Origin of the sequence: Bordetella genomosp. 4 (genome assembly GCF_002261185.1) — a bacterium.
GTDB lineage: Bacteria > Pseudomonadota > Gammaproteobacteria > Burkholderiales > Burkholderiaceae_B > Bordetella_A.
The window spans coordinates 288,976-305,629 of sequence record NZ_NEVQ01000012.1 but is presented as its reverse complement, the minus strand read 5'-3'; the positions used below and the strand labels follow the sequence as shown (position 1 = coordinate 305,629).

The 16,654-nt window shown below is 59.7% G+C and carries 17 protein-coding genes; 8 read left to right on the top strand and 9 right to left on the bottom strand.

The window, feature by feature from the left end; translation table 11 throughout:
* Nucleotides 1-965 precede the first annotated feature (965 nt).
* The 5 genes from trmD to alaS all read right to left on the bottom strand — a co-directional run bounded on the left by trmD (nucleotide 966) and on the right by alaS (nucleotide 5,638).
* A complete protein-coding gene (gene trmD / locus CAL20_RS09250; protein ID WP_094820520.1) occupies nucleotides 966-1,733 on the bottom strand; it encodes a tRNA (guanosine(37)-N1)-methyltransferase TrmD in 768 nt (255 codons plus the stop codon).
* On the bottom strand, nucleotides 1,733-2,359 hold the full coding sequence (rimM, locus tag CAL20_RS09245) for a ribosome maturation factor RimM (RefSeq protein ID WP_094820519.1): 627 nt from the start codon (nucleotides 2,357-2,359) through the stop codon (nucleotides 1,733-1,735). The genes trmD and rimM overlap by 1 nt, the downstream gene beginning before the upstream one ends.
* 43 nt (nucleotides 2,360-2,402) lie before the next feature.
* Complete coding sequence (rpsP, locus tag CAL20_RS09240; RefSeq protein WP_094820518.1) at nucleotides 2,403-2,663, bottom strand: 30S ribosomal protein S16; 261 nt, start codon at nucleotides 2,661-2,663, stop codon at nucleotides 2,403-2,405.
* A gap of 73 nt (nucleotides 2,664-2,736) precedes the next feature.
* Complete coding sequence (locus CAL20_RS09235; RefSeq protein ID WP_094820517.1) at nucleotides 2,737-3,030, bottom strand: sulfurtransferase TusA family protein; 294 nt, start codon at nucleotides 3,028-3,030, stop codon at nucleotides 2,737-2,739.
* Entirely contained in the window at nucleotides 3,017-5,638 is a 2,622-nt protein-coding gene (gene alaS, locus CAL20_RS09230) for an alanine--tRNA ligase (RefSeq protein ID WP_094837666.1), read from the bottom strand. Before alaS ends, CAL20_RS09235 begins: the two co-directional genes overlap by 14 nt.
* 278 nt (nucleotides 5,639-5,916) lie before the next feature.
* On the opposite strand from alaS, the gene CAL20_RS09225 reads away from it, so the two are divergent.
* The 4 genes from CAL20_RS09225 to CAL20_RS09210 all read left to right on the top strand — a co-directional run bounded on the left by CAL20_RS09225 (nucleotide 5,917) and on the right by CAL20_RS09210 (nucleotide 10,683).
* Nucleotides 5,917-6,627 (top strand): response regulator transcription factor, encoded by a 711-nt coding sequence (locus tag CAL20_RS09225; protein ID WP_094820515.1) that lies wholly within the window; start codon nucleotides 5,917-5,919, stop codon nucleotides 6,625-6,627.
* On the top strand, nucleotides 6,624-7,925 hold the full coding sequence (locus CAL20_RS09220; RefSeq protein ID WP_094820514.1) for a sensor histidine kinase: 1,302 nt from the start codon (nucleotides 6,624-6,626) through the stop codon (nucleotides 7,923-7,925). Before CAL20_RS09225 ends, CAL20_RS09220 begins: the two co-directional genes overlap by 4 nt.
* 107 nt (nucleotides 7,926-8,032) lie before the next feature.
* Nucleotides 8,033-9,091, top strand: a complete 1,059-nt coding sequence (locus tag CAL20_RS09215) for a glycosyltransferase family 2 protein (RefSeq protein WP_094820513.1) — start codon at nucleotides 8,033-8,035, stop codon at nucleotides 9,089-9,091.
* The gene (locus CAL20_RS09210; RefSeq protein WP_094820512.1) at nucleotides 9,088-10,683 is read left to right on the top strand and encodes an ArnT family glycosyltransferase; all 1,596 of its coding nucleotides are present in this window, start codon (nucleotides 9,088-9,090) and stop codon (nucleotides 10,681-10,683) included. The genes CAL20_RS09215 and CAL20_RS09210 overlap by 4 nt, the downstream gene beginning before the upstream one ends.
* Here the strand turns inward: CAL20_RS09210 and CAL20_RS09205 are convergent.
* Complete coding sequence (locus CAL20_RS09205; RefSeq protein ID WP_094820511.1) at nucleotides 10,631-11,026, bottom strand: GtrA family protein; 396 nt, start codon at nucleotides 11,024-11,026, stop codon at nucleotides 10,631-10,633. The two genes, CAL20_RS09210 and CAL20_RS09205, sit on opposite strands and share 53 nt — an antisense overlap.
* Nucleotides 11,027-11,104: 78 nt before the next feature.
* On the opposite strand from CAL20_RS09205, the gene CAL20_RS09200 reads away from it, so the two are divergent.
* Entirely contained in the window at nucleotides 11,105-11,875 is a 771-nt protein-coding gene (locus CAL20_RS09200; RefSeq protein WP_373558287.1) for a ChbG/HpnK family deacetylase, read from the top strand.
* Here CAL20_RS09200 and CAL20_RS09195 read toward each other — a convergent pair.
* The 3 genes from CAL20_RS09195 to CAL20_RS09185 all read right to left on the bottom strand — a co-directional run bounded on the left by CAL20_RS09195 (nucleotide 11,872) and on the right by CAL20_RS09185 (nucleotide 14,127).
* Nucleotides 11,872-12,138 carry a chaperone modulator CbpM gene (locus CAL20_RS09195; protein ID WP_217903908.1) on the bottom strand — a complete coding sequence of 89 codons (267 nt, stop codon included), beginning with the start codon at nucleotides 12,136-12,138 and terminating at the stop codon, nucleotides 11,872-11,874. The two genes, CAL20_RS09200 and CAL20_RS09195, sit on opposite strands and share 4 nt — an antisense overlap.
* Nucleotides 12,135-13,037 (bottom strand): DnaJ C-terminal domain-containing protein, encoded by a 903-nt coding sequence (locus tag CAL20_RS09190; protein ID WP_094820508.1) that lies wholly within the window; start codon nucleotides 13,035-13,037, stop codon nucleotides 12,135-12,137. Before CAL20_RS09190 ends, CAL20_RS09195 begins: the two co-directional genes overlap by 4 nt.
* Nucleotides 13,038-13,197: 160 nt before the next feature.
* A complete protein-coding gene (locus tag CAL20_RS09185; RefSeq protein ID WP_094820507.1) occupies nucleotides 13,198-14,127 on the bottom strand; it encodes a LysR family transcriptional regulator in 930 nt (309 codons plus the stop codon).
* Nucleotides 14,128-14,240: 113 nt separating this feature from the next.
* On the opposite strand from CAL20_RS09185, the gene CAL20_RS09180 reads away from it, so the two are divergent.
* The 3 genes from CAL20_RS09180 (at nucleotide 14,241) to CAL20_RS09170 (ending at nucleotide 16,432) form a co-directional block, all read left to right on the top strand.
* The gene (locus CAL20_RS09180) at nucleotides 14,241-14,777 is read left to right on the top strand and encodes a thiamine pyrophosphate-binding protein (protein WP_094820506.1); all 537 of its coding nucleotides are present in this window, start codon (nucleotides 14,241-14,243) and stop codon (nucleotides 14,775-14,777) included.
* Entirely contained in the window at nucleotides 14,777-15,373 is a 597-nt protein-coding gene (locus CAL20_RS09175) for a thiamine pyrophosphate-dependent enzyme (RefSeq protein WP_094820505.1), read from the top strand. The genes CAL20_RS09180 and CAL20_RS09175 overlap by 1 nt, the downstream gene beginning before the upstream one ends.
* 102 nt (nucleotides 15,374-15,475) lie before the next feature.
* A complete protein-coding gene (locus CAL20_RS09170; RefSeq protein WP_094820504.1) occupies nucleotides 15,476-16,432 on the top strand; it encodes a tripartite tricarboxylate transporter substrate binding protein in 957 nt (318 codons plus the stop codon).
* The last annotated feature ends 222 nt before the right edge of the window (nucleotides 16,433-16,654 follow it).

Sequence of the window (16,654 nt, the reverse complement as noted above, 5' to 3'; positions counted from 1 at the left end):
TGTGAGGGAGTAGAAGTTCTTTTGAACGTCGATGCGGGGCAGTGGCTGCGTGGGGGCTTCACGTGGTCGGTCCGGCGCCCTGCGCGCCGGACACCGTGTTCGCTCACCTCGTCCGCGCCTGCGCGCTCCCTACGGTGTCCGCTCCACTCGACCACGAGGCGCCCCCACGCAGCCACTGCCCCGCATCGACTCGCAGTAACTCAAGCTCATCACATCGCTGGCACGGTTTTCTTGCTTGGCATTTTTCTGCATCAGTCTGGGTGAAGAGAAAGATCTTGCAGGGCTGCGATGACCGGGTGCCCTGCACACCCGGTCATCGCGTTCGGGATCTGCATGCACAGGCTGTGACACCGTCGCTGGACAAAAGATCTCTCCAGTCACATTGACGTAATGCCACGCATGGCACTCGTTGTAATGCCATCATGGTGAGCGCAAATCATGTCTGCGGCGAGGAACGCTGATCCCGGGCACGCGCATGCTAGATACGCCGCCGGAAAAACTGCCCTGCGCATCATCGCCGCAAGCCTCACTCGCGGCCAAGCAGATCTTCCAACCAAGCACCACGCCACCCCGTCGCATGCCCGGACCGATCGCTTGAGGTGGCCGCGCAGGGCGGCCGCCGAAAGCAGCACCGCAAGATCTTTCTCTCTACCAACGCGGCTGCAGAAAAACGCCAAGCAAGAAAGTCGTGCCAGCGATGCAGAGAATTCTAGTTGCTGCCAGTCGAGCCGAGGCAATCGGCCCGGCCGGGCGCCTCAAAGTCGAGTGGAGCGGACACCGTAGGTAGGCCCGAACGGGCCGGACGAGGTGAGCGAACACGGTGTCCGGCGCCCGCGCGCCGGACCGACTTTGTGAAGCTCGGCCGGGCCGATTGCCTCGGCTCGACGACCAATAGAAAATCCGACTTCCGCAAAGACCACAAACACGAGCCCCCAAAAAATCAAAGACCCGCTCGATAAAAACACCTACCCCACAGCCTTCAACGCCGCCAGAAACTTCTCATCCGCACGCGTCAGCCACCCATTAGCCCGCGCCCGCTCAAGCAAATCAGGACGACGCTGCGCGGTCAATCGCAAAGACTGCTCCCGCCGCCACCGCGCAATATTGGCATGATGCCCGCTCAGCAACTCTGCAGGCACGGCCTCCCCGTCATACACTTCAGGCCGCGTGTAATGCGGGCTATCCAGCAACCCCGACAACGTGTCATTGAAAGAGTCTTGAAGCGCCGAATCACCGTCATTCAACACACCTGGCACCAGACGCACCGCAGCATCAATCACCGCGAGCGCGGCGATTTCCCCACCAGACAGCACAAAATCGCCGAGCGAGATTTCATCGGTAACACAGCGATCAATAAACCGCTGATCAATACCCTCGTAGCGACCACAGATCATGATGGCGCCCTCGCCATTAGCCAGCGACTGAGCGCCCTGCTGATCATAGCGACGGCCTGTCGGTGACAGCAGCACCACCGGCGCGACCCCTAGACCCTGCTCGGCACGATCCGATTGCGCAGCAGCAACAGCGGCCTCTAGCGGGGCCGCCATCATCACCATGCCCGGACCACCTCCATAAGGGCGATCATCGACAGTGCGATGCACATCATGGGTATAGTCGCGAGGATTCCAGGCGCGTAACGCCCATAGTCCCTGGGAATGCGCCCTGCCGGTAACGCCCAAGTCGCGCACGGTTCCGAACATATCCGGAAATAGCGTGACGACATCAAAGCGCATCAGATTTCCGTGGGCCAGTTGCTATCGATACGGCGCGCGGACAAGTCCACCGCCAGGATATGCGCAGCAACAAAAGGCACCAGCATTTCCATCGGCCGACCCTTGGGATCGAGCCTGGGCTCGGGCTCTGCGCCAGGCGCAGGCGCGCGTTGCAACACCACACGCAAGATCGCGTGTGCGCCGTTGTCCATGACATCCTCGACGATACCGACGCGAGCGGGCTCGCCCTCCGCATCCGAATAGAAGGCGCAGCCGATCAAATCGACCCAGTAATATTCGTCGTCGGCGGTTGCCGGAAACTCGCTGCGCGGCACCTGTACGGTGTAGCCACGCATGGCCTCGGCCTGATCACGATCGGCAACGCCATCGAGCTGCGCTACAACGGCCGTGCCCTGAGGCCGAGCCTGCAGCACCCGATGGGCGGTCGGTACAGACGTGACAACGCCTCGCGCCGTTTCAGGGGCGAGGCGAGTCAGCCACCAGGTCTTTGCCCGGCGTAAACCATCAGCCTGTGCGGAATGCGGCTGTACCTTGACCCAACCCTTGACGCCATATGCCCCGGTAATGCGGCCCAACTCGACTAAGTCGTCAGGCGCTGCGTTGGGGGTAATGGCATCAGACGGCATCAGGCCAACAGCCGAAAACGACGCACAGATTCCCTGCTAGCCCTTAGGCTGCAGCGGAAACCTTGGCCGAGTAGTCTTTGACCAGACGCTCAACGGCGGGCGACAGTTGTGCACCGCTGTTGGTCCAGTATTGGACGCGATCCAGCGCAATGCGCAGTTGCTCCGAGCCTTCGCTGGCGACGGGGTTGTAAAAACCCACGCGCTCGATGAAGCGGCCATCGCGACGGTTGCGCGAATCGGTAGCAACCAGGTTGTAGAACGGACGCTTCTTGGAGCCACCGCGGGCCATGCGAATCACCACCATAGGTAATCCCTTGAATTAGTTGTGAAAAACGGAAGATTCTAGCATTAAATCGAAGGCTATAGCAAGCCTTCCCTCAACGGCGCCGCAAATAATGCAACACCGAATCCTGAGTCTCGTGCTGCGCCACCAGACCGTTGCCGCTTTGTTTGGCAAACGCCTGAAAATCGCGCACGGCCTTGGGATCTGTTGTCGTGACGCGCAGCACCTGCCCGCTCTCCATCTGGGCCAGGGCTTTCTTGGCGCGCAAGATGGGCAGCGGGCACGTCAGCCCGCTGGCGTCGACGTCGTGCTGGAACTCAGGCAGATTCTCCGACGACGCGGGAGCTCCTGCCGTCCCAGCGCCATTCGGTAGTTCAGAGGCGCTCATCGATCCACCCTGCCACACTGGCGATCGCGGCCGGCAATGCCTGAGCATCGGTGCCGCCACCCATCGCCATATCAGGACGGCCACCGCCCTTGCCGCCGACCTGGCTGGCCACAAAGCCCACCAGTTCGCCGGCCTTGACGCGGCCCGTCAAATCGGCGGTCACACCGCCCACCACGCTGATTTTCCCATCGGCGCCAGCGCTGGCCAGCAACACGACGGCCGATTTCAGGCGGTCCTTGAGGTTGTCGACCATTCCGCGCAAGGCTTTGGGGTCCACATCACCAACGTTAGCGGCCAGTACTTTGGCCCCCTTGATGTCGACGGCCTTGGCAGCCAGATCGTTGCCCGCGCTGGCGGCCAGCTTGCCGCGCGCCTGCTCGAGGTCTTTTTCCAGCGCGCGGACCTGATCCTGCACCTGAGCAATACGCTCGGGCAGATCCGCCGGCGTGCTGCGCAACACGCCCGCCGCACGCAGCAGCAAGGCTTGTTGATTCTGTACCCACACCAACGCATTGTCGCCCGTGATCGCCTCGACCCGGCGAACGCCCGCGGCGACGCCGCCTTCGGCCACGATCTTGAACAGGCCAATATCGCCTGTACGAGTCACGTGCGTGCCGCCGCACAATTCGCGCGAAAAACCAATGTCCAGCACACGCACCGTATCGCCATATTTTTCGCCGAACAGTGCCATCGCGCCACCTTTGACGGCATCGTCATACGCCATCACTTGCGCCTGAGTGGGCTCGTTGGCCAACACCTCGGCATTGACGATGGCCTCGACCTGAGCAATTTGCTCGGCGGTCATCGGGGCGTCGTGCGCGAAGTCAAAACGGGTCTTATCGGGATCAACCAGCGAGCCACGCTGCTGCACATGTCCGCCAAGCACCTGACGGAGCGCCTTGTGCATCAAGTGCGTCGCCGAGTGGTTGCGCACGGTGCGAGCACGGCGCACGGCGTCCACACGAGCCAAGAGCGTGTCGCCAACGGCCAACGCGCCGGACTCCAGTTCGCCATGATGCCCAAAGACGCCGGCCTGGATCTTGAGCGTATCCGCCACGGCAAAACGGGCGCCACCTCCTTCGAGCAGACCGGTATCACCGACCTGACCGCCCGACTCGGCGTAAAAGGGCGTGGCGTCCAGCACCACGACGGCCTTTTGGCCGGCCTGGACGCGGTCGACCTGAGTGCCGTCCACATAGAGCGCCGTGACTTTCACGTTGTCCAGCTCGAGCTTTTCGTAGCCCTCGAAACGGGTCTCGGCGCCCTCGTAGCTCAGACCCTCGGCCATTTTGAATTTCCCGGCGGCGCGGGCTTGGTCGCGCTGACGCGTCATCGCTGCCTCGAAACCGGCCATATCGACTTCGACATTGCGTTCGCGGCAAATGTCAGCCGTCAAATCCACCGGGAAGCCGTACGTGTCGTACAGCGTGAACAGCGTCATGCCGTCCAACTGGCCGCCAGCAGGCACGCCCGCCAAGGCGCCGTCCAGGATCTTCATGCCGTGTTCGAGGGTTTCGCCAAAGCGCTCTTCTTCTTGCTTGAGCACCTGCGCCACGCGATCGTCTGCCTGAGCCAGCTCGGGATAGGCCTCGCCCATTTCGGCGACCAGATCCGGCACCAATTTGTAGAAGAACGGCTTGGTCTGACCCAATTTGTAACCGTGACGCAAGGCGCGGCGCACGATACGGCGCAGCACATAGCCGCGGCCCTCGTTGCTGGGAATGACGCCATCGACGATCAAGAAGGAACACGCCCGGATGTGATCGGCGATCACCTTGAGCGAGTTCTCTGCGAGGTCGCTGACCCCGGTTTCACGCGCCGCAGCCTGGATCAGGTGACGGAATAAATCGATTTCGTAGTTGGAATGGACGTGCTGCAACACCGCGGCGATACGCTCCAGGCCCATCCCCGTATCGACACACGGCTTGGGCAGCGGGTTCATGTTGCCGGCAGCGTCGCGCTCGAACTGCATGAACACGAGGTTCCAGATCTCGATGTAACGGTCGCCGTCTTCTTCGGGTGAGCCCGGAGGGCCGCCCCAGATCTCCGGGCCGTGGTCGTAGAAAATCTCGGAACACGGGCCACACGGACCGGTATCGGCCATTTGCCAGAAATTGTCCGACGCGTAACGGGCGCCCTTGTTGTCACCGATGCGGATGATGCGCTCGGTCGGCACGCCGATCTCTTTGGCCCATATGTCGTAGGCCTCGTCGTCTTCTTGGTAGACGGTGACCCAGAGCTTTTCGGCCGGCAGCTTGTATACCGTAGTCAGCAATTCCCAGGCGTACTGGATCGCATCACGCTTGAAGTAGTCGCCAAAGCTGAAATTGCCCAGCATTTCAAAGAACGTGTGGTGCCGGGCGGTGTAGCCGACGTTTTCCAGATCGTTGTGCTTGCCGCCAGCACGCACGCTGCGCTGCGACGAGGTCGCGCGCGAATAGGAACGGGTTTCCTTGCCGGTAAAGACGTCCTTGAACTGCACCATCCCGGAGTTGGTAAAGAGCAGCGTGGGGTCATTGCCCGGCACGAGCGACGCCGAAGGCACGATCGTGTGCCCCTTGGACTGGAAAAATTGCAGGAACTTCTGGCGAATCTCTGAGGATTTCATGCGTGCACGAACCGGAAATAAGGCGAATCTTTAATTATAGAGGCTAGTCCGCCCAATGCCACCGCAGCCCCCTGACTGGCCCGAGGCGCACTTGGCCGCTCCCGGCGTGGCGCCCAGGCCCGAGGCCGCCATGAATGCGAGATCACCCTTCCCCTGGCGAATTCAACGAAAATTCGACGGCAGCCCCTGCATGCTCAATAATCCATCAAATTGTCACTGCCGCATCTGACAGTGATGCTCACGTGTCACCGCACGAGTCACCGCCAGCGCCCGCCCACATGAAAACCGTTTCGGCCAATGTGCACTACCAAGTACTGATTGTCGAAGACGATCTGACCATCGCGGGAAATCTGTACCAATTCCTCGAGCTCAGCGGATTTGTGCCAGACGTCGCCTACGACGGTACGACCGCACTGCGAATGCTCCAGAGCCAGCATTTTGACGCCGTCGTGCTGGACATCGGCCTGCCCGGCAAGGACGGCTACCAGATTCTGCACACTCTGCGCAGCGAATGGCGCAAGGCGATTCCCGTGCTGATCCTGACGGCTCGGGATGCACTGGAAGACAAGCTGGCCGGTTTCGGCCATGGCGCGGACGATTATTTGACCAAGCCTTTTGCGCTGGCCGAGGTTCAGGCGCGCCTGCTGGCACTGATACACCGTGCCAAAGGCAAAGTGGTCGACGCCGTGCAAACCTGCGGCCCGCTGCAATTCGACGGGCGCACCAGAGAGGTATCCGTTTCAGGCCAGGCATTGCACCTCACTCCCAAATCGGTCCTCATCGTCGAAACCCTGATACGCACGCCAGGCCAAGTGGTATCGAGAGAGGAACTCGAAGCCATCCTCTGGAACGACATCCCACCCTCGAGCGATGCCTTGCGCAGTCAAGTGCATTTGTTGAGGCGAGCGCTTTCCGACGTAGGCTTTGATGGCATCGAAACGATACACGGCGTAGGGTGGCGGATGGTCGAGCCTGGGGCAGGCTCATGAAAAGCGGCACCCTAACCCAGCGCGTCATTTGGGCGCTGACGGGCGTGGTTTCTATTTTTGTCGCCGTGCTGGCGCTGCTGGCCTATCTGGCATTCGATCAAATGGAGGACGGCCTGGTTGAGCAGATTCTGACCTCCGAAGGCAATCGCATTATCCAGCACCTGGAATCCGATACGAATTATGCGGTTCCTCAGGAGTCATCGGAACTGACTGGCTCGATTCGCGCATGGCTGCAACAAAATGATGTTCCCCAAAGCATGCCGACGCCGCTGCGCGACTTGACCCCTGGCCTGCATGAACTGGAACCCGATGACGAAACATGGCACGTCATGGTCGAAGACACTGCGCGCGGGCGGCTGTACGTGTTGTATGACGCCACCGCGCACGAAGCCCGCGTACGTGAGTTCGGCTTGATCGTGCTGGGCGTGGGCGTGCTGTGCATCATTGCCGCCTATGCACTATCGCGCCGGATTGCGGGTGTTGCCGTGAGCCCGCTGCTGGACTTGACGACACGATTATCAGACTGGGCGCCAGGGTCCCCAGACCTTGCCATCACTCGCGATGATGAAGCAGGCCGTCTCATCGAGGCGTTCAATCGCGTTCAGAACCAAGTCGATCATTCGATCGCACGCGAGCGCGAGTTTGCTGCCAACCTCAGCCACGAAGTCCGAACGCCTCTGGCCGCGATTCGCTCAGATAGCGAAATCATGCTGCTCAATAGCGCACTGCCCGCCGATCCAAAAGAACGCCTGACCCGTATTGTGGCTAACGTCGACCATATTGCAGCGTCGTTGGAAAGCGCGCATTCCATGGCTCGCGACCAGCCTCGCCCGTCCGAGCCCGTCGATCTGAATGGTTGCATGGACGATGCATGGCGCGGGCTGGAAGCGATCGCCGAAGCCTGCGATCTCGTGTTCCGCAACCACATTCCGCCCGAAACGGTACGCATGCTCGACAAGTACGCTTTATTGACCGTGCTGCGTAATCTGGTGCGTAACGCCATAGATCATGCAGCGCCCGCCACCCTGACGGCGCTGCTGACGGTCGACGGTGCAATCGAGCTGCGCGATACAGGCAAGGGAATAGAGGCCTCGGAACTACCGTTTCTATTTGAACGGTATTACAGCGGGCGACTGGCCGATGCGTCTACATCAGCTACGGATCATGGCGGTTTGCGGCATGGACTCGGCCTGGCCATTGCGAAACGAGTCTGTGACATGCAGGGCTGGAAACTGGAGGTCAGATCACAGCGCGGCGGTCCGCAATCGGGTACGAGCTTCACGCTGAGATTTGGTTGAACATCGCTATCCCACTGTCCCATTTGCGTTTTCCGCATTCCATTTAACGAAAATTCGACGAGCCGCCACGCATACTGGGCGCTCTTGCACTGCCAGGGTACCCACGTATGGCCCTCGAATTTCGTTTAGACACGCAAGCCCATGCCTTGCCTACGCCGTCCATCGCGGCGCCCTTGGTCACCACCTCATCCAGGTCCGACAAATTTTCCGACGCGCGCATCAGCTGCGTCATTCCCTGCCTGAATGAGTGCGACAACCTGCACCTGCTGCTGCCGGCATTGCGCCAAGAGCTGAAGTCTCTGTCCACACAATGGGAGATCATTGTCATAGACGATGGCAGTACCGACGGCACCGAGGACCTGATGACGGAATGGACGGTACATGACGGCATGCGCTATCTGCAGCTATCGCGCAATTTCGGCAAAGAGGCAGCGCTGTCTGCAGGATTCGAAGCGGCAGACGGCGACGTCGTCATCTGCCTGGATGCAGATCTACAGCACCCTACCGCGCTGATCGGGCCCATGCTCGAGCGTTGGAGATCGGGCGCCGACATGGTATATGCCGTACGCGAACATCGCGATGACGAATCATGGATCAAACGCACAGGCAGCCAATGGTTCTATCGTCTGATGAGCGGCACCCATGGCGTACAAGTGCCCGCCCACGCCGGAGATTTTAGGCTCATGGACCGGCGGGTCATCGAGGCCCTGATGGCGCTGCCGGAACGCACCCGCTTTATGAAGGGCTTGTATGCCTGGGTCGGTTTCCGTAGCGAAGCCCTGCCGTATACGCCCGACGTACGCGCCAATGGCGCGAGCCGCTACAACACCTGGCGTCTGGTCCGTCTGGCCTTGACCGGACTGACTGCGTTTACGACCTGGCCATTACGCATGGTCAGTTTGCTGGGGTGTGTTTTTGCGCTGCTGTCGTTTGCCTATGGTGGGTATCTGGTCCTGGACTATCTGATCAACGGCAACCATATCTCGGGCTGGACGACCATCGTCACTGCGCTGTTGTTTTTCGCAGGGGTGAATCTGATTTCCCTCGGGGTCGTCGGAGAGTATGTGGCTCGTATCTTTGACGAGGTCAAAGGCCGCCCGCTCTTTGTCGTACGTCAGCGCCGCGGACGCGCCCGGCGCGCCAGTTCCGCCCGGGTGCAGCCTTGAGCACCCGCAATAACGCCGGCCCCCATTTGTGGGTGCCGCCTGCGGCGTGGTTGCTTGCGGGCTTGGGCATATGGCTGGCCTGCCTGTCGTGGGCGCGGGTACTCACCCTGCCAGATGAAGGGCGTTACGCCGGCGTGGCATGGGAAATGCTGCGCAGCGGCTCACATGCGGTGCCATTATTGGATGGTATGCCCTATTTCCATAAGCCGCCGCTTTACTACTGGCTGACGGAAATCGGATTCAAGCTTTTCGGGTTGAACGAATGGGCGGCGCGCATGCCGTCGTGGCTGGCCGCCTGGGCTGCGCTAGCTGGCCTTTACGCGTTTGTGCGGCGTTATCGCGATGCGGCGACAGCGACGATTGCCGTCGTGATCCTGGCCACTACTCCATTCTTTTACGGCGGCGCGCAGTTTGCCAATACAGACATGCTGGTTGCCGGGTTGATTACGTTGGCGGTCCTGGCAGCGGCAGACAGCGTGTTGCGTGCCGAAACACAGCGTCCGTTTCGTCTGATGTCATTGGCAGCCGCAACGCTCGCCGGTTTGGCGGTGTTGGCTAAGGGGCTGATCGGACTGGTACTACCTGGCGCCACGATATTCTTTTGGCTGATTCTGAGCCGGCGATGGCATGGTTTTCGAGTGTTGCTGTGGCCACCTGCACTGTTGATGTTTGGACTCGTGGCCATCCCCTGGTTCTGGATGATGCAGGCGCGATTTCCGGGCTTTTTTCACTATTTCTTCGTTTACCAGCATTTCGAACGATTCGCGCAATCGGGATTCAATAACGCGCAACCGTTCTGGTTTTACCTGCCTGTCACTGTCGGTCTGATACTGCCTTGGTCACTGTGGGGTGGCGGTGTGCTGCGAAAAGATTTTTGGCAGAGCCCGGATCCCGCTGGATTACGCAGTTTGATGGCCATCTGGATCGTCGTGGTGCTGGGCTTTTTTTCCATTCCCAGTTCAAAGCTCATTGGCTACGTCGTGCCCGCATTGCCGCCACTGGCCGTCGCCCTGGCTGAAGTGATACAACGCGCGATCCGCCACAGTATGACAGGGCAAGCCCGTCTCTGGGCCTACCGATGCGCCGCGGGCTCTGTCTTATTGTGCGTCGTGCTGGTCGGCGTGTTCGTCGCCAATCCGCGCCGCAGCGCAGAACCATTAGGCCGCCAGATCGCCGCGGAAATACAGACTAGCGACACCTTGGTAACGTTGCATTCCTATCCGTTCGATCTGGGCATCTATACGGGCTCGATGAAACCGGCCTGGGTGATCGACGATTGGACCAACCCACAGATACCCTTGCGGGATAACTGGCGCAAAGAGCTGTATGACGCTGGACTGTTTGCGCCGCAGACCGCCGCACATGTGCTGATATCGCCCGAGACGTTTCTGTCTCGTCTGTGTACCGCAGCGCCGGGCAATCGGTTCTGGATATGGGGCGAGCCCGAAGACGCACAACATTATCCCGCTTTGCGAGGGCTGGCACCGAAATTTTCTGACCGTCACTACATGGTATGGCGGATCGACATCGATCGCGATTTCAATGCTCGGCTTTGCGGCGAAACGCCCATAGCCGGCTCGCCAGGAAAGTAAGCACGGCCAACCCGATCAAGATCAATGCAAGTAATACGTCATAACGCAATGACGTGGCATGCAGCAACCAGGCATACGAGGCCTCGTTCAACAGAAATCCGCATGCAGAAATGAGAAAAAATCGCCGCGCGGCTGTCATCCAGTGTGAGGCCAAGTGGCGAAAGGTAAGTCGATAATGACCCGAGAACGATACAACGAATGCTATCAGCCAGCCCACCGCATTGGCAGCGAGTGGCGGCATATGCAAGCCTTCGACGCAGGCTACTGCGACGGCCCAATGCGTAGCGGCCGCGGCACAGCCCACGACGACAAACCAGGCAATCTGTTTAATCAAGGCACGCATGAAGGGCTGAACGAGAACAGTCGAAATTACGGCGAACGATGCTGGAAACATATCATCGTGTGTGGCGACGATTTTGGCATGAATTCGAGCGTTGATGCTGGCATGTTTCAACTCGCGCAATGGGGCCGGCTCAGCGCCATCAGCTGTCTCACGCAAGGGCCCACCTTCGCTGCCAACGCACGACAGTTGCGCGACCTCAACGTCGAGGTCGGCCTGCATCTGAATCTGACGGAAGCATTTGGGCATCGACACCAATTGGCGGTCATGCCGCTGCCTGCGCTGATTACCCGTGCCTATGCGGGCCATCTGAACGATGCGCTGATCGACGCGCAGTTGACTCGCCAGTTTGATGCTTTTGAACAGGTCTTGGGTCGCGCGCCGGATTATGTTGATGGACATCAGCATGTACATCAGTTGCCCAATGTTCTGCCACGCTTGATTCAACTGCTGCAAAAGCGGTATGGCAACTGCCGACCTTGGCTACGGTATACCGCGCCCGGTATGCAAACAGGCATTCCCATCCAGCAATCCGCCAAAGCGCATGTCATCGCCGCCCTGGGCGCTAACGCGGTCGCGCGTGTTGCGCGGCATGAAGGCTGGCGCACGAACCGCCGCTTGTTGGGGGTATATGGGCTTAACGGTGGCGCGCGCCACTACGCCGGATTGCTACATCAATGGCTGAGCAACGCGCGAGATGGCGATCTCTTGATGTGCCATCCCGCGGTGGCCGGAGCCGGGGATAAGTTGGCCGCCCAGCGTGCCGCGGAATTCCACGTACTCGCCCGGCCTGAGCTCGGCCAGTGGTTGCGCCAAAATGGCGTACACATCGATCGGCCGTCGTGGCACTAGGGCTTTTTCTGCACCTGGGCGAGCGCATAACGCAGCCCATGCACCTGATCGATGAGATGCAGAATGATATCGATGCCCTCGTCGTTGGCGCCGATATTGACTTTCAGATCTTGAATCAGATGCACGCGTGCGATGTCCATTTCGCAAAACGTGACACCTGTGGAGGTCTGCTCCGGAATGATCCATTGCTGCTCGAGATATAGCTCTAAGGTCGGCGCAGGCAGTTCGCAAGAAATCAGAAACTCCTGTTTGGTCATCCTCATGATTTGTCTTCCTCCCGCGGGTTGAAGTCCTTGCCCCGGGTCCAATTGGACACGAAATTTTCTAGATCCGGATCAGAAGATTTCGGCAACACGATTTTCAGTTTGACGAACTGATCGCCGAATCCGCCACCACGGCGGGGCGCGCCCTTGCCCTTCAGGCGTAGGGTGGTCCCGGTGTTCGAGCCTTTGGGCACCGTCATCACGACTTCGCCTGTAGCGGTAGGCACGGTCACGCTGCCGCCTAGTACGGCCTCGGACAGGGACACGGGCAACTCCAGCGAAATATCATCGCCCTTGCGCGTAAAGCGCGCATCGGGCAACACCTCGACCTCGATGAGCGCATCCCCTGGGCCGCCTCTACCGGCACCGGGCTCACCTTTACCTTTCAAACGCAGCACCTGCCCGCTCACGAGACCCGGCGGAATCGTCACGTCCAGCACTTCGCCACCGGGCAAGGTCAATCGTTTGCTCGCACCCGTAATCGACTCGGCGAAATGAATCTCCAGACGATAATGCATATCCTGCCCACGCCGATTGCGCTGCGCTTCCTGGCTGCGTCTGAGTATCTCGGCAAAGGCATCATCATGCATAAAGTCCGCAAAGCCTGACGCATCTGCATATGGGTGAGCTTGATCCGATGACGCGAAATCGCGGTAATAGTGATGCTGCGGACGTTCTTGACCGCTTTCATCGATCTCGCCCGCGTCATAACGCTTGCGTTTTTCGTCGTCGCTCAGCAACGCGTAGGCGCTCGCGATGGCCTTGAACTTTTCCTCGGCGGGTTTATCGCCTGGATTCAGATCAGGGTGGTATTTCTTTGCCAGCCTGCGATACGCATGCTTGATCTCGGAAAGCGATGCCGTCGAGGCGACGCCGAGAACTTCGTAGGGGTTAGTCAAGGTTCACTCCAGGCGCTATCCATTGACACTATCACGACGCTTGCCGTCGGATGTTCCAATTTTCTGCCGTGCGTCAATCATGCCCGGCAGCCACTACCTCATCCGTCCTTACCTGGAATAAGTGTACATGCGTCCTGACCTGAAGAACACGGGAACCACGTCACCCTAACCATCGCCCCTCTACCCATGCGCCGGAAACCACCGCGTTGCGGGCCTCGTCTATCAGTACATCGACCGTGCATTGAACCGCACGGGAAATGGGTCGATTAGTCGGCAATCCCAACACTATCGTGCGCGTGATGTCCGGCTCGGCCAGCGGCGCGCCTCTCAGGTGATTTCTGCGCAAGTCCTCCGCGACTGCGATGGGCGGCAGAATCGTCCACCCATGCCCGCCCAACACCAGGCTGCGTTGTACGCTCAAGGCATTGGTTTCGACCGATACATCCAGCGTCACGTGCGCAACCGCACATGCATGCTCCATCAACGTGCGTATGCCGTGAGGCGCGCTGGGCAACACCAGCCGCTGGCCGACCAGATCCGCCAACGCGACCGGGCGGTCCGGACGCAATGCGCTGTGCTTCGGCCCGATGACCCAGAGCGGCTCCTCGATCAGTGGCGTGGACTCGATATCGGGCGACCGTTCCACCCCATATAGCAAGGCCGCATCCACCTCGCCCGATGCCAGCCAGCGCTGTAACGTCCCCGCGTAGCCCATGGCGATACGTACACGTATGCCGGGGTAGGCGGCCGCGACAGCCGATGCCAGCGGACTGGAGAGCATGTCGATACTGCTAGGCAAAAGCCCCAGCGTCACCAGGCCACTGATGCCCTGCCCCACGCCGTTGATTTCCACCCTCGCCCGGTCCAGCTCCAGCAATGCCCGGCGCGCATAACCGACCAGTACCTCGCCTGCCTCCGTCAGGACCATGCCGCGGCGCTCTCGCTCGAACAATGGTGTGCCGATGTCCTCCTCGAGCAAACGGATCTGACGCGAGACGGCGGGCTGTACCAGATTGAGGACGTCGGCCGCCCGCGTCACGTTGCCGGTCTCGACAACGGTCAGGAAAGCGCGCAGTTGTTTCAAATCCATCTTGCTATGCCTCGATCAGGAATCGTGATTGGATCATGCCAATTTTCTATTTTATTTACATATCCATCACATTTTATGATTTCTACGTCGTTCAACTCTAGGGATCTCCCCCAATGAACCAACCATCCATTACGGCGCCTTCCTGGCAGGAAGCCGTTTTCAATGTATTAAAGAGGGGCGGCGTACGGCAGATCGCCTACGTGCCGGATGCCGGCCATTCCCATGTCATACGCAGCGCCATCGCGGATCCGGATATCCAGGACATCGTGCTGACGACCGAAGAGGAAGGCGTGGCGCTCGCCAGCGGCGCCTGGCTAGGCGGCCAGCGCGCGGTGTTGCTGATGCAAAGCAGCGGCGTAGGTAACTGCGTCAATATGTTTTCGTTGCTGCAGGCGGCCGATTTTCCGTTTTTCACGCTGGTCACCATGCGCGGCGAATATGCAGAGTTCAATCCCTGGCAAGGTCCGATGGGCAGAGCCACACAGGCTGCGCTGGAATTGATGGGCATACATGTGCTGCGTGTCTCTCGCCCCGAAGAGGCCGAGGAGATTGTCAGTGCGGGATTCGACGCCGCCTTTGGGGCGGGCGATAAAGTCGCTGTGTTGTTGGGGCAGAACCTGATCGGACGGAAAAAGTGGGAGCGCAACTGATGAATCAGACTCAAAAAGAACCGGGTGTCCAACGCCGGGAGTTCGTAGCACGAGTGCTGGCGGGCGTTCCCGATGCATTGGTGGTAACGGGCCTGGGGTCGGCCTCATACGACGTCTACGCTGCTGGCGATCGCGACAGCAACTATTATCTGTGGGGCGCCATGGGTGGCGCGGCGCCTTTAGGATTAGGCTTGGCGCTGGCACAACCTGACAAATCAGTCGTTGTCATCACGGGCGATGGCGAGCAGCTCATGGGCATAGGCAGCCTGGCCACGATCGCAGCAAAACAACCGCGCAACCTCACCATCGTGGTACTGGACAACGGCCATTTCGGCGAAACCGGCATGCAGCGCAGTCATTCCAGCCTCGGTACGGATCTGGTCGCCGTCGCCAAGGGTTTTGGTATCAGAGATGCGTTCTCTACCGACAGCCTGGAGGGCTGCGATGAGGTCATCCGCCATGTTCAAGCTCGCGACGAGGTCACGTTCGTACAAGTGTTTATCGAGGCGAACGAGCCTCCACGTGTGTTGCCGCCCAGAGATGGACCGTTTATCAAAAATCGGTTTCGCGCTGCACTGGGATTACAACCGTTCTGATTGTTGTCCCGGCCCGGCGACGTGGACGGTGATAACCCGTATCACAACACGGGCGAATACATTGCCCTCTCATCCCATATACCTATATACGGAGACAAATCCATGGGAAAGATGCTCGGCAGTATCCTGTTGGTAAGCGCTGGCATGCTGTCACAGACGGTCATGGCGGCTTGGCCCAACGATAAACCCATCGAACTGGTGGTGGGTTTTGCCCCAGGCGGCGGCACTGATGTCATGGCGCGCAATCTGGCGCGTTTTATGGAAAAACGCCTGGGAGAATCGGCCCGGATCGTCGTGGTCAACAAGCCGGGCTCAGGCGGCGAGATCTCTGCCAACTATATTCAACATGCCAAACCGGATGGATACACCTTGGGCATGGTCAATATACCGGGCTTTATTTTTCAGCCGATGTATCGCAAGACTTCTTATCACCCGGATCAGATCCGACTCATCGCCCGCATAGTCGACGATCCGATCATGCTGGTGGCCAATCGAGAGGCGGGCAAACCTGTCACGCTGAAAGAGTTCATCGCACAATCCAAGAAAACGCCCTTCTCGATCGGACATTCCGGTGAAGGTACAACAGGGCATCTGGGGATGCTGGAGTTAGGACGGGATGCGGGATTCCAGTTCATGTCCATTCCGTTTAAAGGCAACGGCGAAGCCAAGACCGCGCTGCTGGGCAAACATGTCGATTACGTCATGATGACCACAGGCGAGGTATTGGAGCTCGGACAACCGGGCATTCCACTGACAGGGGTGGCAATCTGGGCCGACAAACGCGCTGCCAACAATGTCCCTACGTTGGCCGAGCAAGGCTACGATCTGAAAATATCGTCCGAGCGCGGGATTGCGGGGCCGCTCGGCTTGCCTGATGACATCGCTCAACGCGTACAGGATGCCGTAGAGGCCACCATGAAGGATCCGGGATTTCTGGAGGCGGGCAAGGCTGATGCGCCGGTGTTGGCGTTTTTGCCTGGCAAACAATGGGGTCAAGAGCTGCAGCAACTGGGGCAGCGGATGAAGACGCTGGTGGGGTTGATGGGGAAGGCGAACTAGGTCTTTGTCATGTGGATGGTTTGTCTTGGATAGGTTTGTTCTTGACGGGCTCGGGCGGAACGGGGACATGAGTTCTGTTGGACGTCGAAGCGGGGCAGTGACCGTGTTGGCGCTTCACGGAGTCGGTCGGCCGCCTGCGCGTCCGACTGCCGCGTCGCTTGTCTCGTCCGGCCCCTTCGGGCCTACCTTCGACGTCCGCTCGCGCGACTCCGAGGCGCGCCA

Coding starts and splice junctions, on each gene's coding strand:
- CAL20_RS09175 (WP_094820505.1), top strand. CDS start 14,777: ATGAATCAGACTCAAAAAGAACCGGGTGTCCAACGCCGGGAGTTCGTA.
- CAL20_RS09215 (WP_094820513.1), top strand. CDS start 8,033: ATGGCCCTCGAATTTCGTTTAGACACGCAAGCCCATGCCTTGCCTACG.
- alaS (WP_094837666.1), bottom strand. CDS start 5,638: ATGAAATCCTCAGAGATTCGCCAGAAGTTCCTGCAATTTTTCCAGTCC.
- trmD (WP_094820520.1), bottom strand. CDS start 1,733: ATGCGCTTTGATGTCGTCACGCTATTTCCGGATATGTTCGGAACCGTG.
- rimM (WP_094820519.1), bottom strand. CDS start 2,359: ATGCCGTCTGATGCCATTACCCCCAACGCAGCGCCTGACGACTTAGTC.
- CAL20_RS09205 (WP_094820511.1), bottom strand. CDS start 11,026: ATGCGTGCCTTGATTAAACAGATTGCCTGGTTTGTCGTCGTGGGCTGT.
- CAL20_RS09225 (WP_094820515.1), top strand. CDS start 5,917: ATGAAAACCGTTTCGGCCAATGTGCACTACCAAGTACTGATTGTCGAA.
- CAL20_RS09185 (WP_094820507.1), bottom strand. CDS start 14,127: ATGGATTTGAAACAACTGCGCGCTTTCCTGACCGTTGTCGAGACCGGC.
- CAL20_RS09195 (WP_217903908.1), bottom strand. CDS start 12,138: ATGAGGATGACCAAACAGGAGTTTCTGATTTCTTGCGAACTGCCTGCG.
- CAL20_RS09235 (WP_094820517.1), bottom strand. CDS start 3,030: ATGAGCGCCTCTGAACTACCGAATGGCGCTGGGACGGCAGGAGCTCCC.
- CAL20_RS09170 (WP_094820504.1), top strand. CDS start 15,476: ATGGGAAAGATGCTCGGCAGTATCCTGTTGGTAAGCGCTGGCATGCTG.
- CAL20_RS09220 (WP_094820514.1), top strand. CDS start 6,624: ATGAAAAGCGGCACCCTAACCCAGCGCGTCATTTGGGCGCTGACGGGC.
- CAL20_RS09200 (WP_373558287.1), top strand. CDS start 11,105: ATGAATTCGAGCGTTGATGCTGGCATGTTTCAACTCGCGCAATGGGGC.
- rpsP (WP_094820518.1), bottom strand. CDS start 2,663: ATGGTGGTGATTCGCATGGCCCGCGGTGGCTCCAAGAAGCGTCCGTTC.
- CAL20_RS09180 (WP_094820506.1), top strand. CDS start 14,241: ATGAACCAACCATCCATTACGGCGCCTTCCTGGCAGGAAGCCGTTTTC.